We start from the raw sequence: 15100 nt of genomic DNA, 5'->3' as shown, positions 1-15100 counted from the left end.
GTGGGGTCAGGTTAGGTGGGATTCCAGGGCGTCCAGGGCGGTGGGGATGGTGTCGGCCACGGTGAGGAGGTCGAGGCCTGCGGGTTTGAGGAAGTGCTGCTCGCCGAGCGTGCCGAGCCAGTCCAGCAGCGGGCGGTAGAAGCCATCGGTGTCGATCAGCACCATCGGCTTGGTGTGCAGGGCGAGAGTGGCGGTGGTCCAGACCTCGAACAGCTCGTCCAGGGTGCCCAGCCCGCCGGGCAGGGCGAGGAAGGCGTCCGACTTGTCGATCATCACGGTCTTGCGGCTGGCCATCGAGTCGGTCACCAGCAGCTCGTCCGAGCGCACGTCGGCGACCTCCAGGTCGACCAGCGCCTGTGGGATCACGCCCAGGGTGCGCCCGCCGGCAGCCCGAGCGCCGTCCGCCAGCGCGCCCATCATGCCGACACAGCCGCCGCCACTGACCAGCGTGTGCCCGCGCCGGGCCAACTCCGCGCCGGTCTCGGTGGCCAGGTCCAGCCAGCGCTGGTCGAGGGTACGGGAGGAGGCGCAGAAGACGCAGATCGCCGCCATCAGCCCTCCCGCGGCTGGTCGGCTGCCTGCTCGGCGGCGGACTGCTGGTCGGCGGCGGCGCGGGCGACGGCCTCGTCACGGACCGCCTCCTGCTCAGCGGAGAGCGCCGCCTCGGCCTCGACGATGTGCCGGACCGCCGCGTTGACGTCGTCGGTGAGGCAGATCAGCTCCAGGTCGACCGGGCCGATCTTGCCGTCGGCTGCCATCGTGCCGCGCAACCAGTCGAGCAGGCCCTGCCAGTAGGCGACACCCATCAGCACCACCGGAAACCGGGTGACCTTGCCGGTCTGCACCAGGGTGAGCGCCTCGAAGAGCTCGTCCATGGTGCCGAACCCACCGGGCAGTACGACGAACGCCTGCGCGTACTTGACGAACATGGTCTTGCGGGCGAAGAAGTAGCGGAAGTCGATGGCCAGGTCGACCCATTCGTTGATGCCCTGCTCGAACGGAAGCTCGATGCCGAGCCCGACGGAGAGCCCGCCGGCCTCACTGGCACCCCGGTTGGCGGCCTCCATCACCCCCGGCCCACCTCCGGTGATCACCGCGTAGCCGGCCCGGGCCAGTGCACCGCCCAACTGCTCGGCCAACCGGCACTCGGGAGTGTCCGGGCCGCTGCGCGCGGAGCCGAAGACGCTGACCGCCGGAGGCAGGTCGGCCAGGGTGTCGAAACCCTCGACGAACTCGGAGAGGATGCGCAGCGCACGCCAGGCGTCCCTGGTCTTCCAGTCGCCCCGCCCACGCGAGTCGAGCAGCCGCTGATCGGCGGTGCTGCTCGGGATCGCCCCCCGGCGCAGCGTGACCGCGCCCCGATGCCGCTCCTGTCCCGGACCGCGGCCGGCCTCCCGCCCGTTGCTCTGGCTCATGGAGCAACCGTAGTGGAGCGGCACCTGTCGGATGGGCGGGGTGCGGACGCGGAGAAGACGCCGAGAAATAGTTCGAGATCTTGGGCAACTATTCGGCTCGCCCGTACGTCTTACTATTCACATACCGGGTATGCCCCGGCGCGCGCCTTCGGGGGAGGAGACAGCGTGATCAGCAACAGCGAGATGATCCGGATCCGTCGCCAGATGCAGCGACGGATCCGAGACGTGGTGGCCGAACGCCGCCGCACCCGCCAACTGGACCCACCCCTAGCCCCCACAGCCGCCGCACCCTCCGGAGCTGATCAAGAGGTTTGCGTCGCCGACAACGGGCCCGGCTGACGCAAACCTCTTGATCACCGGAGTCAAGGGGTCGGGGTCGGCGGGGTCAGGCTGGGGCTAGCCAGCGGTGCAGGGTTGCCGCGCCGTCACGGATCTTGCTGATCTCGACGTGCTCGTCCTTGTGGTGGGCCAGGTTGGGGTCCCCCGGGCCGAAGTTCAGCGCCGGGATGCCCATCGCCGCGAACCGGGCCACGTCCGTCCAGCCCAGCTTGCCGATCGGCGCCGCGCCGACCGCCGCCAGGAACTCCTTCGCCGGGGCCGCCTCCAACCCGGGGGTCGCGCCGGCCGCCGCGTCGGTCACGGCCAGCTCGAAGCCCGCGAAGACCTCCCGCAGGTGCGCCTCCGCCGCCGCCGGGTCGCGATCCGGTGCGTACCGGTAGTTGACCTCGATCTCGCAGTGGTCGGGGATCACGTTTCCGGCGACGCCTCCGATGATCCGGACCGCGTTCAGACCCTCGCGGAAGTCGCACCCCTCGATGGTGACCCGGCGTGCCTCGTACGCCTGGAGCCGCCGAAGCACCTCACCGGCGGCGTGGATGGCGTTCACCCCGTGCCAGGAGCGCGCCGCGTGGGCCCGCTCACCCGAGGTGGTCACGATGGCCCGCATGGTGCCCTGGCAGCCCGCCTCGACGATGCCGTACGTGGGCTCCAGCAACACCGCGAAGTCCGCCTCCAGCCACTCCGGGTACGCCTGGCCGACCAGGGTCAGCCCGTTGTACCGAGACTCGATCTCCTCGGCCTCATAGAAGAAGTACGTCACGTCGTAGCGCGGCTCGGGCAGGCTCACCGCGAGGTGCAGCGCGTACGCCACGCCGGACTTCATGTCGGAGGTGCCGCAGCCGTACATGAGGTCGCCGCGCATGGTCGACGGGAAGTTGTTGTTCAGCGGCACCGTGTCCAGGTGCCCGGCCAGCACGACGCGCTGCGACCGACCCAGATCGGTGCGCGCCATCACCGTGTTGCCGTGCCGGTGGGTGGTCAGGTGCGGTACGCCCCGCAGCACCTCTTCGACGCAGTCGGCGATCGCCTTCTCGTTGAGGGACACGGACTCTATGTCGACAAGAGCGCGGGTCAACGCCACCGGATCGGCGAGGACCTCGGGGGTCAGCGGGTTCTCCATGGTTCGCACGGTACCTTCAGGTCTGTCGGCGCGAGGAGCGAGCTTGCGGGCCCCTGGGGCGAGCGCGAGGAGCCCCGCAGTCGTGAGCAGAGGCCAGCCCGGCCGCGACCGAAAGGTGAAACAGTGACGTCCGCAGATTCCGCCTGGGGCATCGGCCTGGCCACCGTCACCGCAGATGAGCAGGTGCTCGACACCTGGTACCCGACCGGAAAGTTGGGCCTCGGTGAGCTGCCGCTGGTCGCCGGTGAGGACAAGGCGGACGTGCTCGACCTGCCGCCGACCGCGCTCGGCGACCGGTCGCTACCCGGTCTGCGTACCGTGCAGGTGGTCACCGTGATCGGCTCCCTGGACGACCCGATCAAGGACGCCCCCGACGCGTACCTCCGGTTGCACCTGCTCTCGCACCGCCTGGTCCGGCCCAACCAGCTCAACCTGGACGGCATCTTCGGCAAGTTGGCCAACGTGGCCTGGACCTCCGCCGGGCCGTGCCCGCCCGAGCGGGTGGACGAGCTGCGGGTGATCGAGCGGGCCGCCGGCCGTCACCTGGCGGTGTACGGAGTGGACAAGTTCCCCCGGATGACCGACTACGTGGTGCCCGCCGGTGTACGGATCGCCGACGCGGACCGGGTCCGGCTCGGCGCCCACCTCGCCGCCGGCACCACCGTCATGCACGAAGGCTTCGTCAACTTCAACGCCGGCACCGTGGGCACCTCGATGGTGGAGGGCCGGATCGTGCAGGGCGTGCTGGTGGGCGATGGCTCCGACGTCGGTGGTGGCGCCTCGATCATGGGCACGCTCTCCGGTGGCGGCACCGAGAAGGTGAGCATCGGCGACCGGAGCCTGATCGGCGCGAACGCCGGCGTCGGCATCTCACTCGGCGACGACTGCGTGGTCGAGGCGGGCTGCTACATCACCGCCGCCTCCAAGATCACCCTGCCGGACGGCCGGGTGGTCAAGGCCCGCGAGCTCTCCGGCGTCGACGGCCTGCTGTTCTGGCGCAACTCGGTGACCGGCGCGCTGGAGGCCCGCCCGCGTACCGGCCGGGGCATCGAGCTGAACGCCGCCCTGCACGCCAACGACTGACGGTCCCGCCGGGTCCGCGGCGCTCGGCCGCGGACCCGGACGGGGTACGCCTCAGCGCAGCCGGTACGCCTGGATGATCCGTTGGGTCACCGTGTTACCAGCGGCGTCCCGAGCGGTGGCCCGCAGGGACGCGTAGCCGGCACCGGCGGGATGCCGCACAGTGGCGGTCCAGCCGTGCCCGCCGTGCCGGACGCGGGCGGGTTGCCAACTCTGGCCGCCGTCGTAGGAGACGTCGACGGTCAGCCCGGTCACCCGCGACCCGGCGGCACCGGGCTGCCGCCGCACCTGCACCGGGATCACCAGGCTCCGGCCGGCCGGGGCGGCGTTGGCCGCGTCCAGCGGTGGCGTGAACCGGATGGCCGACACCGGCAGCGGCCGATAGTCCTCGCCGGGAACGTGCCGGGACCGGAACGTCCACGCCGTGCTGACCTCGGTGCTGAGATCGGTGAAGCTCCGCTTGGACGACGTCTCCAGCCGGTAGCCCGCGTCGCCGGGCGGCACCGTGAACCGCCCGTAGCCCGGCGTCGGCTGCTCGCCGACCAGCACGCCGTCGCGGTAGAGAGCCGTCCGGGCGGTGTCGGCGACCGAGCGGCCAGCGTGCCCCTCGGCGTCGCTGTACAGCGGCAGGTCCGCCTGGATCTCGTCAGCGAGCCGGGTGACGCCCTGCCCGGGCCAGCGCGACACCGGGAAGGACGGCCCGTACGGGGCGCTGCCCCAGCTCTCCCGGGTGTGCCGGCCGGCCCGGTACACCCGTGGTTCGGCGCTCAGCGTCGCCTTCAGGTCGGTCCAACCGTCGTCGGTGGGCACCCCGAACATCAGCTCCGAGGACCAGCGCACCGATCGGGTGTTGTAGTGCTCGACCCGCTGCCCGGGCACCGCGGTGGGCAGGCCGACCGCCCAGCCGCCCAGGTCCGGATCGAGGTGCGGGAAGACCACCCGCTCCGCGACCAGGCCCGGAGAACCGCCCCGGAACTGGTGCGTGACGCTGGCCAACTCCCGGCTGCGGTAGGTCTTGTCGAAGCCGGTCGGCATCCGGCCGGGGAACTTCTCGGCGAGCGCGTACAGGTACGGGCTGTTGGCGACCTCCGGCTGCGCCCACTGGCTGTTCACCGTGGCGAAGAACCGCTCACCGGAGACCGGCCGGCCGATCTGTCCGGTGGCCAGCCCGGTGAAGTCGAGCGCGAGCAGGCCGAACCCGTAGGAGCCGCCGTCGTCGGTGACCCAGTTGGCCCCGATGTCCACCAGCGCCGGCACGGCCGAGGGCTCCGGGACGGCGGTACGCACCGGCCGGGCCTTCCGGCCGTCGACGGTGACCGTGGTGTCGCCGTCCACGACCAGCTCCGGCTGGGCCAGTTGGGCGAGCCCGTCCTCGGCGAAGAGGAGGCTGACGAGTCCATAGCGGCCCTTGGGCAACCGGGTGTCGACGGTGCCGTCCGGGTCGTACAGGTCGTAGGTGGCCAACGTGTCCAGGTCGACCAGAGCGGTGACGTGGTCGGTGGCGGCCGCACCGGTGGCGTCCAGGTGCCGCACGGTGAGCTGGTAGCTCTCCACCTCCCGGTTGACCGCGACCGGGGTGACCGCCACGGCCGTCCCGGAGCGAGCCACGATCCGCCCGGTCCAGTAGCCGTCCGTTCCGAGCCGGGTGTTCGCCGTGACGGTGGTGCCGGCGGTGCCGCTCGGGGGCACGGTGAGCTGGGTCGTTCCGAGGGCGAACATGCCGGCCGGCGCCGGCTGGCCGTCCGAGCCGGTCACCTCGAGGGACAGGTCCAGGGTGAGCGGGTCCGGGCCGTCGTTGCGCCAGCCAACCTCCCGGGTGACCGGGGTGTCGTCGTCGTGCGGCCAGGCGGGCTGGCCGAAGGAGACGCTGACCGGGTCGCTGACCACCCGCTGGGTGATCGCCCTGGCCACGTCGACCCGGCCGGCGCCCTGCTGGAAGGCGGTCTGCGCCGGGTGCGGCTTCGCCGAGGCCATCAGGGTGGCCTTGAGCTGGCCCGCCGCCCAGCCTGTGTGCTGCTGGGCGAGCAGCGCCACCGCGCCGGTGACGTGCGGCGCGGCCATCGAGGTACCGGAGAGCGAGACGTACTTCTCCCCCACCGGATCGCCGAGCAGCGTGCCGTCGCCGCGAGCGGCGACGATCTCCACCCCGGGGGCGGTGAGATCCGGCTTCAGCCCGCCGTCGCCCACCCGAGGCCCTCGGCTGGAGAAGTCGGCCAGCGCGTCGTCACGGTCCACCGCGCCCACCGCGAGGGCGGCCTCCGCCGTGCTCGGCGAGCCGACCGAGCCGTCGCTGCCGACGTTGCCCGCGGAGATCACGAAGAGCGCGCCGGTCTGCGCGGTCAGCGACTCGACCGCCGCCTCCAGCGGGTCGACGTCGGGCGTGTCGGGACCGCCCAGGCTCATGTTGATCACGTCGGCGTGCTGGTCGACGGCGGCCCACTGCATGCCGGCCAGGATCGCCGACTCCGAGCAGCCCTGGTCCTCGCAGACCTTTCCGTTGAGCAGGGTTGCGTCCGGCGCGACGCCCCGGTACTTACCGCCGGAGGCGGCTCCGCTGCCGGCGATGATCGAGGCGACGTGGGTGCCGTGGCCGACGGTGTCACCGGCCTCGGCGGCTTCGCTGAAGTTGTGCGACTCGGCGACCCGGCCGGTCAGGTCGGGGTGGTTGGCGTCGATGCCGGTGTCCAGCACCGCGACGCGTACGCCCTGGCCGGTGAAGCCCGCCTGGTGCGCGGCCGGCGCGCCGATCTGCGGCACGCTGTGGTCCAGGCTGACCTGCCGCCGGCCGTCGAGCCAGATCCGGTCGGCACCCCCCGCCGTGCCGACCCGGGCGCCGGCGCCGGTGAGCGCCGCCCAGACCGCTGTGGCCCGCTGCTTGTCGGCCGTCGCGGCGACCCCGCCGATGGCCGGCAGTTGCACGGTGACCGTCAGCCCGGCCGGTACGGCGGTGCGCTGCCGGGCGCCCGCGTCGCCGGTGACCAGCACCGGCAGGTGGTCCCGGCGGCTGTCGTCGTAGCCGGCGGCGATCAGCCCGGTCACGTCGAACAGCCGCCGGTCGACCCGACCGGCCCGGACCAGCGGCAGGGCGTCCTGTGGCAGCACGGTGAGGTGGCCGCGGTCGCGGGTGGTGAGGAAGCGGAGATGGGTACGTCCGGGGCCGGGACTGACCGCGGCGGACCCGGAAGCGGTGACGGTGACGCGGTCACCGGTGAGCAGGGTGACGGTGGTCGGGGATGCGGTGCCGATCGCGGTGCGCGGGGCGGCGTCCGGGGCGGTGGTGGTGGTGGGCGGGCTGGCGACGGCAGTCGCCGGAGTGCCCAGCACGAGGGCGACTACGGCGACGGCGGCCATTCTGCTACGTCGATGCAACGGATCCTCCTTGGTGGAGCGTCGGTACTACTGGAGACGCATTGACCACCGTCAGTGTTACATACCGGGTATGCATAATGTGGGCCGAAAAATGACGGACCAACCAACATGCACCGGGGCTGAACCGGCATCATCGACGGGGTGACCTCCATGAAGGACCGGATGCTCGCCGGCGAGCCCTACCTCGCCGACGACCCCGAGATCATCGCCGACCTGGACCGGGCAGCCCGGCTGATGGAACGCTTCAACACCAGCTCCGCGGCGGACGAGGCGGCTCGTCTCGCCGCCCTGCGCGACCTGCTCGGCGAGCTGGGCGAGGGCACCTGGATCCGGCCACCGTTCTACTGCGACTACGGCTGGCAGATCCGGATCGGGCCCCGCAGCTTCGTCAACTACCACGCGGTCTTCCTCGACGTCGCCCCGATCACCCTCGGCGCGGACGTCCAGGTCGGACCGAACGTGCAGCTGCTCACCCCGACCCACCCGGTGGAGCCCGGGCCGCGCCGCGACAAGTGGGAGGCGGCGAAACCGATCACCATCGGCGACAACGTCTGGCTCGGCGGCGGCGCGATCGTGCTGGCCGGGGTGACGATCGGCGCGAACACCGTCGTCGGTGCCGGCGCGGTGGTGACCCGCGATCTGCCGGCCAACGTGGTCGCGGTCGGCAACCCGGCCCGGCCGGTCCGTCAACTGGACTGATCGGCACAGCACCGACGCCGGCACGGCTGCCTGCCCGGCACGGCTTCTACCCGGAACTCCGGTCAGGCCGCCGGTGGCTCGGTCAGTCGGACGACCAGATCGGCGGCGCTGGCGGTGCCGGTCACCAGGGCGGCATTGACCTCGTCGCTGCCCAGCGCCCACGCTCGCGCCTGCTCCGGTGACCGCCCGAACGCCTCGTGCCGGGCGGTCAGCCGACGCAGCCGCACCTCGGCGTCCAGGTCGAGGAACCAGGCCTCGTGCAGCAGCGACCGGATCTCCTGCCACGGGAAGTCCGGCAGCAGCAGGTAGTTGCCCTCGGTCACCACCAGGCGGACCGAGGGCGGGACCTCGATCGCCCCGGCGATCGGCTCCTCCAGCTCCCGGCGGAACTCCGGCGCGTAGACCGAGGTCGGCTCCAGCCGGCGCACCCGGCGCAGCAGCGAGACGTACCCGTTGGCGTCGAAGGTGTCCACCGCGCCCTTGCGACCGGCGCGGCCCAGCCGGACCAGCTGCGCCTGCGCCAGGTGGAAGCCGTCCATCGGCACCAGCCGGGCGGTCGGACCGATCTCGGCCACGACCTGCTCGGCCAGCGTGGACTTCCCGGCGCCCGGTGCGCCGGTGATGCCGAGCAGTTGTCGCGGACCGGCCTCGGCCAATGCCCGCGCCCGGGCCACCAGCTCGTCGACCGACAGCACCCGGGGCGGCGGCATCAGCCCAGGACCGGGTCGCTGATGGTGAACCTCGCCTGCACGGCCGCCTGGACGGTCTGCGGCTGCGGGTCCAACTCCAGCTCCGGCGGGCCTCCGCCGGAGCCCACGTCGAGCGCCGCGCGGGCGAACATCGGCCGGTCGGCAGCGCCGGCGTCGGCCAGCTCGATCAGCGAGGTGACCTGGGCGCCGAGCGCCTCCGCGTACTCGCGGGCGCGCTGCAGCGCGTCGGTGATCGCGGCGTGCCGCGCCTCCCGGTGCGCGGGGCTGTCCGGCCGCAGCTCCCACCAGGGACCGGCCACCTCGACCTGATCCTGGTCCGCCAGCCGGAGCATCAGCTCGCCGAGGGCGGTGAAGTCGGTGACGGTGACCGTGGTGGTGACGCTGCCGTGCCAGGCCACCACCCGCTCGCCCGAGCGCCGCGTCTCCGGCCGGACCCGCAGGTCGCCGGTCTCCCGCCGGGCCACCACCGGCCCGGCGCCGTCCAACAGCACCCGGATCGCCGCGGCGCGCTCGGCGAGCCGGGTCAGGGTGGCCTCCCGGTCGCGGTCCCGGGCCGTCGCGGTGACCGCGAATCGGGCCAGTTCCGGCGGCACCTCCCGGTACGCCTCGCCGCGTACCTGCACCACCGGACCGTCCACCGCCATGCCCATCACCCTAGTCAGTCACCGGAAGCCATGCCGTGTAGGAGACGACGTCCGTGCCGACCCGGCAGCCGGTCAGGTGCCCGCCGTCGTCGCCCAGCCCGCGCAGCCAGGTCACCTCGGCGGAATGATCGCCGTCGGCGGGGAACTCCCGGTCCCGCTCGGCGAAACGCCGGTCGAGCAGCGCCGACCGGGCCGCGCGGGCCTCCGCGTACCGGGCGGTGAGCACCGCGGCGTCGCCGTCGGTCAGGGCGGTGGCCAGCTCGTCCAGGAACACGCGGACCTCGGCCAGCTCGTGCAGCACCCGGTCCCGGTTGCCGAGCAGCATGTTCGCCGTCCGCTCCGCCGGGGTGCCGGCGACCCGGGTGCCGTCCCGGAAGCTGCCCGCGGCCAGCGCGAGCACCGCGTCGCGCAGCCGCGCCCGCTGCGTCGCTCCGGCCAGCGCGCCGGCCAGCAGGTGCGGCACGTGTGAGGCGAGCGCGGCCGCCGAGTCGTGCGCTGGAGCGGACATCGGCACCACCCGGGCACCGAACAGCTCCACCAGCAGCCCGGCCAGCCAGCGGAAGGCGTCGGTCGCTGCGCCCGGAGCTGGGCAGAGCACCCAGGCGGCACCGGCCAGCAGGGTCGTGGTGGCGGCGGTCAGGCCGGCGGACTCCGCGCCGGCCATCGGGTGCCCGGGCACGAACCGGTCGGTCAGCCCGAGCCGGGCGGCCGCCTCAGCCACCTCGATCTTGGTGCTGCCGACGTCGGTCAGTACACAGCCCGGCGCGGTCGCGGCGGCCACCTGGGCCAGCGTCCCGGGCAGGGTGGGCAGTGGGCCGCAGAGGAAGACCACGTCCCGGCCGGCCACCGCCTGCTCGATCGTGGCCGGGGCGGCCACCCCCCGGGCGCGGGCCCGCTCGCGGGTCGCCGGGTCGGGATCCCAACCGGTCACGTCCAGGCCCGCGTCGGCCAGGCGCAGCAGCACCGAACCGCCGATCAGGCCGGTGCCGACCACAGCAGCCCGCACCCCGGCGTACCGCCCGGTCACACCGTCGGTCATCGCCGGGCCGCCCGGGGTCAGGCCCGCAGCCGGCCGGCGACCGCCGCGACGTGCTCGTCGGACTCGGTCAGCGCCACCCGGACGTACTGCCCGGCGGAGGGGCCGTAGAAGACGCCCGCGGCGACCAGGATGCCGCGTCGGGCCAGCCAGTCGACCGTCTGCCAGCAGTCCTCACCACGGGTGAGCCAGAGGTACAGGCCGGCCTCCGAGTGCTCGACCGTGAAGCCCGCGCCGGTGAACGCGGCGGTCAGCACCTCACGCCGGGCGCGGTAGCGCTCCCGCTGCTCGTCGGCGTGCCGCTCGTCCTGCAGTGCGGCCACCATGGCCGCCTGCACCGGTGCGGGCACGATCATGCCGGCGTGCTTGCGGACCTTCAGCAGCTCGGCCACGAGCGCCGGGTCGCCGGCCACGAAGCCGGCCCGGTAGCCGGCGAGGTTGGACCGCTTGGAGAGCGAGTGCACGGCGAGCACGCCGTCGTAGCTGCCGCCGCAGACCTCCGGGGACAGCACCGAGACCGGCTCGGCCGACCAGCCGAGCGACAGGTAGCACTCGTCGCTGGCGACCACCGCGCCACGTTCCCGGGCCCAGTCGACCACCTTGCGCAGGTGCGCCGCGGGCAGCACCCGACCGGTCGGGTTGCCGGGCGAGTTGACCCAGACCAGCCGTACCCGGGAGGTCGGCCCGACCGCGGTGAGCGAGTCGGCGCGGACCACGGTCGCGCCGGCCAGCCGGGCCCCGTCCTCGTACGTGGGGTACGCGATCGACGGCACCACCACCACGTCACCCGGGCCGATGCCGAGCAGGGTGGGCAGCCAGGCGACCAGCTCCTTGGAGCCGATCGTCGGCAACACGCCGAGACCGTCGACCCCGGCGCCACAGGCCCGGGCGACCCACGCGGTGATCGCGTCCCGCAGCGCCGGCGTGCCGGCGGTCAGCGGGTAGCCAGGAGCGTCGGACGCGTCAGCGAGCGCCTGCCGGATCATCTCGGGAACCGGGTCGACCGGCGTGCCCATGGAGAGGTTGATCAGGCCCTCCGGATGCGCCGCGGCCACAACGGCCGCGGCGTCCAGGGTGTCCCAGGTGAACTCGGGCAGCCGTGACGAGACCGGCGCGGGCCGGTTCAGTGGCCCTCGCCGCGCGGCGGCTGCGCGGCGACGAAGGTGGCGTCCTTCTCCACCTTGCCGATCTTCGAGGCGCCCCCGGGCGAGCCCAGGTCCTCGAAGAACTCGTAGTTGGCGCCGGTGTAGTCCTTCCACTGCTCCGGCACGTCATCCTCGTAGAAGATCGCCTCCACGGGGCAGACGGGCTCACAGGCACCACAGTCGACGCACTCGTCGGGGTGGATGTAGAGCATCCGATTGCCCTCGTAAATGCAGTCGACCGGGCACTCCTCGATACATGCCTTGTCGAGCACATCCACGCACGGCTCGGCGATGATGTAGGTCACCGGTCTTCTCCTCCGCAAGACTCGCCGCGATCTCCCGCGACGGTAAGAGCCTAGTATCTCGCCGGGGAGGGGGTCGATCGTGCTCCGACAGCAGGACTTGGGACACCGGATCGTGGTCCGCCGGATTGTGGGGATTCGCGAAGGCCGCCCGCTCTTCTCCGATGCTCTCGGGGAGCTGGTGGAGCTGAGCGAGACTCATCTCACGCTGGCGACCGCGCAGGGTCCGCTGCGGGTCCCGGTGGCGCAGGTGCACCGGGCCAAGCGGGTGCCGCCGACCCGCCGGCCGACCGCCGCCGCCGTGGTGGCGCTGGAGCGCGCCGCCGACGAGGCCTGGCCGGCACCAACACGGGGCGGGCTCGGCGACTGGCTGCTCCGGGCGGCCGACGGCTGGACCGGTCGGGCCAACTCGGCACTGCCGATCGGCGACCCGGACCGGCCGCTGCCGGCGGCAGTGGACGCGGTCGAGCGCTGGTACGCCCAGCAGGGCCAACCTGCGATGATCAACACACCGCTGCCGCTCGCCGCGCCGGTCGGCGCCGAGCTGGACGGCCGGGGCTGGGGCAGCCGCCCGCCGACGCTGGTACAGACCGCGCGCCTGCCCCTGTCACTGTCGGGCGCCGGCCGGACGCCCCGGGCCGGATCAGCGACCGCCGCCGGCAGCCCCGACGAACGGCCCGGCGCTGCGGACGAGGCGGCACTCGACCACGCCAGCGTGATGATCGAACTGGCCGGCGCGCCGAGCGAGGAGTGGCTGGCCGTCGCCGCTGGCCGCAAGGGTGGCCTGCCGGACGCCGCCCGGCACGTGCTCACCGCCGTGGACCAGGTCCGCTTCGCCCACGGGTACGCCAACGGCACACTGGTGGCGATCGGCCGGGGCACGGTGACGGGGCAGGGCCGCTGGCTCGGGCTCAGCCTGATCGAGGTGCTGCCGGCAGCACGCCGGCAAGGGCTGGCCCGCCGCGTCATCGACACGTTGGCCACCTGGGGTGCGTCCGCCGGGGCGACGCACGCCTTCCTCCAGGTGGAGCAGCGCAACACGGCGGCGGTCGCGCTCTACCAGCGGCTCGGCTTCACCACCCACCACACCTACCTGACCCGGGTCGCCCCGCACTGACCCGGGCCGCCCCGCACAGACGCGACCCGCCCCGCACTGACCCGACCGCCCCGCGCAGCGCTTGATCAACTCGACATCCCCGATATCGGGGTATCCGGACGCCGGGATACCGCCGGATCGGCGAAGGCGAGTTGATCAAGCGCCGCGGACCAACGCGGGTCGGGCCAGCCGCGGGTCAGCGGCGGACGACCCGGCGCGGCTTGGCGGCCTTGACCTCGGCGTACCGCTTGAGCTGCTGGGAGCGGTAGTCGCGCCCGAGCGCGGTGAGCACCAGGTACCCGATCAGCGTGCCGGCACCGCTGGCGAGCAGATAGAGCCAGATCTGGGCGAAGAACGTGCCCGCCCCGCCACCGAACGGGTTGTGGCCGACGAGCAGCGGCCCGACCAGCACGGTCAGCGCCATCGCCACCAGCACCACGACGACCATGTCGGTCGACCACTCGGAAAGCGGCCGGCGGCGACCCCAGCGGAAGGCGACCACGGCCAAGGTCAGCCCGATCACCACGAACATCGCCAGCGACACCCGGTCGGCGACGGTGTCGTCACCGTCAAATCCAAGCCGGATGATCAGCCGGGCGACCACGTTGACCGCGAACAGCGCTCCCGCGAGCACCCCGACGTCACGCCACCGTCTGTCCATCGCACGACCTCCTGCCGTACGCCCCGTTGCGGGGCGGCATCCCTGGCAGGAATATCTACCACTCGTACCTGTGTGGCGTCATCATCCACCGAGTGCGGGCGGCGGGGCGAGGATCTGCCGGAAGCCCATCACCGCGAAGGTCATCGCACCGGCCACGATCATGGCCAGGCCGACCCAGTTGTCGCCGGCCAGCAGCAGATCGCCCTCGGTGGTCCGGATGGCGGCCACCGCCATCAGCGCGAACCATGGCACCGCGGGCAGCGCCACCGCCCACCGACGGCCGACCACCTCGTGCGCGAACCACGCCAGCGCGATGTTGGCCCCGACCGCGAGCAGCACCGACACACCGACCAGTTGCCCGCCGACGCGGACCGTGGCGAACAGCAGCTCCAGCACCCCGGTCAGCACCCCGGCCACCACCACGACGAGCCCTCCGGCCAGCCGCAGACCCAGGTCCAGCAGTCGCGGCGGTGGCCCCGCCGACGGCGGGGTGTCCTGGTCCGGCATGACCGACATCGGCGCGGCGGGCAGGGTCACCGGAGACCGGCCGCCGCGGCCGGGGACCGGTCCGGGGCGGTCTCCTCGGGCAGCCCGGCGAAGAGGTCGTCCTCCCAGCCGTACGGGCCGGCGCCCGGGCCCTTCTCGCCGACCGCGAGGGTGAAGTACTCCACGCCCATGAACTCGCCACCGAAGTTGCCGGCGATCGAGTAGAGCCAGGAGTTGGCCGGGATCTGGGTGCCGTGCGCCCGCATCGCGGCCTCCTTGGCCACGTGCTGGTCGGTGGCGTTGATCCGGGCGGCGATCTGGTCGTCCGGGGTGCCGAAGGGCAGGTCGGCGAGGTCCTCGATGCCGCCGAACGGGTTGTCCGAGGACTCGGCGAAGTGCGTCATGCCGGCTTCCATCACGCTGCTCGGCATGGCCGTCCAATAGACCTTGAGCGGGGCGCAGCCCTCGGCGGCGGCCAGTTCGACGGCGCGCATCGCCACCCGGTGCGCCTGGATGTGGTCGGGGTGGCCGTAGAAGCCGTTCGGGTCGTACGTGATCAGCACCTGCGGGCGTACCTCCCGCATGATCTCCACCAGATGCCCGGCGGCCTCGTCGAGGTCGGCCTGCCAGAAGGCGCGGGGGTGCTCGTTGGTCGCGAGCCCCATCATCCCCGAGTCGCGGTAGCGGCCGGCGCCGCCGAGGAAGCGGTGGTCGCTGACGCCCAGCGCGGCGCAGGCGGCGGCCAACTCGGCGACCCGGTACCCACCGAGCTGGTCGGCCTCGGCTGCGGCGAGCTGCGCCAGCGCCGGGACGTGGATCTCGCCCTCCTCGCCGAGGGTGCAGGTCACCAGCGTGACGTGCGCGCCGGCGGCGGCGTAGTGGGCCATCGTCGAGCCGGTGCCGATCGACTCGTCGTCGGGGTGCGCGTGGACCAGCAGCAGGCGGCGGTCGGGCAGCGTCGTCACGACGGTCACTCTAACCGGCGGTTCCGGCCGGGA

At 73.0% G+C, this 15100-nt stretch carries 15 protein-coding genes; 3 read left to right on the top strand and 12 right to left on the bottom strand.

The genetic code is table 11. The features are described from left to right. Nucleotides 1-6: 6 nt before the first annotated feature. From OG990_RS34295 to dapE, 3 genes are all read right to left on the bottom strand, one after another. Nucleotides 7-552 (bottom strand): TIGR00730 family Rossman fold protein, encoded by a 546-nt coding sequence (locus OG990_RS34295; protein WP_328420130.1) that lies wholly within the window; start codon nucleotides 550-552, stop codon nucleotides 7-9. Further along, the gene (locus OG990_RS34290) at nucleotides 552-1415 is read right to left on the bottom strand and encodes a TIGR00730 family Rossman fold protein (RefSeq protein ID WP_328420131.1); all 864 of its coding nucleotides are present in this window, start codon (nucleotides 1413-1415) and stop codon (nucleotides 552-554) included. Before OG990_RS34290 ends, OG990_RS34295 begins: the two co-directional genes overlap by 1 nt. 385 nt (nucleotides 1416-1800) lie before the next feature. Next, complete coding sequence (gene dapE, locus OG990_RS34285; protein WP_406078357.1) at nucleotides 1801-2874, bottom strand: succinyl-diaminopimelate desuccinylase; 1074 nt, start codon at nucleotides 2872-2874, stop codon at nucleotides 1801-1803. Nucleotides 2875-2997: 123 nt separating this feature from the next. Here dapE and dapD point away from each other — a divergent pair, with 123 nt between their 5' ends. Further along, nucleotides 2998-3957 (top strand): 2,3,4,5-tetrahydropyridine-2,6-dicarboxylate N-succinyltransferase, encoded by a 960-nt coding sequence (gene dapD, locus OG990_RS34280; protein WP_406078356.1) that lies wholly within the window; start codon nucleotides 2998-3000, stop codon nucleotides 3955-3957. Nucleotides 3958-4008: 51 nt separating this feature from the next. On the opposite strand, the gene OG990_RS34275 is transcribed toward dapD, so the two are convergent. Beyond that, on the bottom strand, nucleotides 4009-7305 hold the full coding sequence (locus OG990_RS34275) for a S8 family serine peptidase (protein ID WP_406081970.1): 3297 nt from the start codon (nucleotides 7303-7305) through the stop codon (nucleotides 4009-4011). 159 nt (nucleotides 7306-7464) lie between these two features. Between OG990_RS34275 and OG990_RS34270 the strand changes: the two genes are divergently transcribed. Beyond that, a complete protein-coding gene (locus tag OG990_RS34270) occupies nucleotides 7465-8022 on the top strand; it encodes a sugar O-acetyltransferase (protein WP_328420139.1) in 558 nt (185 codons plus the stop codon). A gap of 62 nt (nucleotides 8023-8084) precedes the next feature. On the opposite strand, the gene OG990_RS34265 is transcribed toward OG990_RS34270, so the two are convergent. Genes OG990_RS34265 through fdxA form a run of 5 tightly spaced genes read right to left on the bottom strand, consistent with a single transcriptional unit; the run spans nucleotide 8085 to nucleotide 11862 of the window. Beyond that, a complete protein-coding gene (locus tag OG990_RS34265) occupies nucleotides 8085-8732 on the bottom strand; it encodes a nucleoside/nucleotide kinase family protein (protein ID WP_406078355.1) in 648 nt (215 codons plus the stop codon). Continuing rightward, nucleotides 8732-9376: an SIMPL domain-containing protein gene (locus OG990_RS34260; RefSeq protein ID WP_406078354.1), complete on the bottom strand. Its 645-nt coding sequence runs from the start codon at nucleotides 9374-9376 to the stop codon at nucleotides 8732-8734. Before OG990_RS34260 ends, OG990_RS34265 begins: the two co-directional genes overlap by 1 nt. A 10-nt stretch (nucleotides 9377-9386) precedes the next feature. Continuing rightward, a complete protein-coding gene (locus OG990_RS34255; RefSeq protein WP_386987466.1) occupies nucleotides 9387-10415 on the bottom strand; it encodes a prephenate dehydrogenase in 1029 nt (342 codons plus the stop codon). A 17-nt stretch (nucleotides 10416-10432) separates the two neighbouring features. After that, nucleotides 10433-11539, bottom strand: a complete 1107-nt coding sequence (dapC, locus tag OG990_RS34250; protein ID WP_406081968.1) for a succinyldiaminopimelate transaminase — start codon at nucleotides 11537-11539, stop codon at nucleotides 10433-10435. Further along, a complete protein-coding gene (gene fdxA / locus OG990_RS34245) occupies nucleotides 11536-11862 on the bottom strand; it encodes a ferredoxin (protein ID WP_007464872.1) in 327 nt (108 codons plus the stop codon). Before fdxA ends, dapC begins: the two co-directional genes overlap by 4 nt. A 79-nt stretch (nucleotides 11863-11941) precedes the next feature. On the opposite strand from fdxA, the gene OG990_RS34240 reads away from it, so the two are divergent. Then, nucleotides 11942-12976, top strand: coding sequence for a GNAT family N-acetyltransferase (locus tag OG990_RS34240; RefSeq protein WP_406078353.1), 1035 nt, complete (start codon nucleotides 11942-11944; stop codon nucleotides 12974-12976). 175 nt (nucleotides 12977-13151) lie between these two features. Here OG990_RS34240 and OG990_RS34235 read toward each other — a convergent pair whose 3' ends face one another. The 3 genes from OG990_RS34235 to mshB all read right to left on the bottom strand — a co-directional run bounded on the left by OG990_RS34235 (nucleotide 13152) and on the right by mshB (nucleotide 15076). Next, nucleotides 13152-13616 carry a hypothetical protein gene (locus OG990_RS34235; protein ID WP_328420148.1) on the bottom strand — a complete coding sequence of 155 codons (465 nt, stop codon included), beginning with the start codon at nucleotides 13614-13616 and terminating at the stop codon, nucleotides 13152-13154. A gap of 81 nt (nucleotides 13617-13697) precedes the next feature. After that, entirely contained in the window at nucleotides 13698-14132 is a 435-nt protein-coding gene (locus OG990_RS34230; protein WP_328420150.1) for a hypothetical protein, read from the bottom strand. 17 nt (nucleotides 14133-14149) lie between these two features. Further along, entirely contained in the window at nucleotides 14150-15076 is a 927-nt protein-coding gene (gene mshB / locus OG990_RS34225; RefSeq protein ID WP_406078352.1) for an N-acetyl-1-D-myo-inositol-2-amino-2-deoxy-alpha-D-glucopyranoside deacetylase, read from the bottom strand. Nucleotides 15077-15100: the final 24 nt, after the last annotated feature.

Origin of the sequence: Micromonospora sp. NBC_00858, from assembly GCF_045207365.1 — a bacterium.
Taxonomy (GTDB): domain Bacteria; phylum Actinomycetota; class Actinomycetes; order Mycobacteriales; family Micromonosporaceae; genus Micromonospora.
Note: the sequence above shows the minus strand (reverse complement) of the source record. Positions and strands in the feature narration are given on the sequence as shown.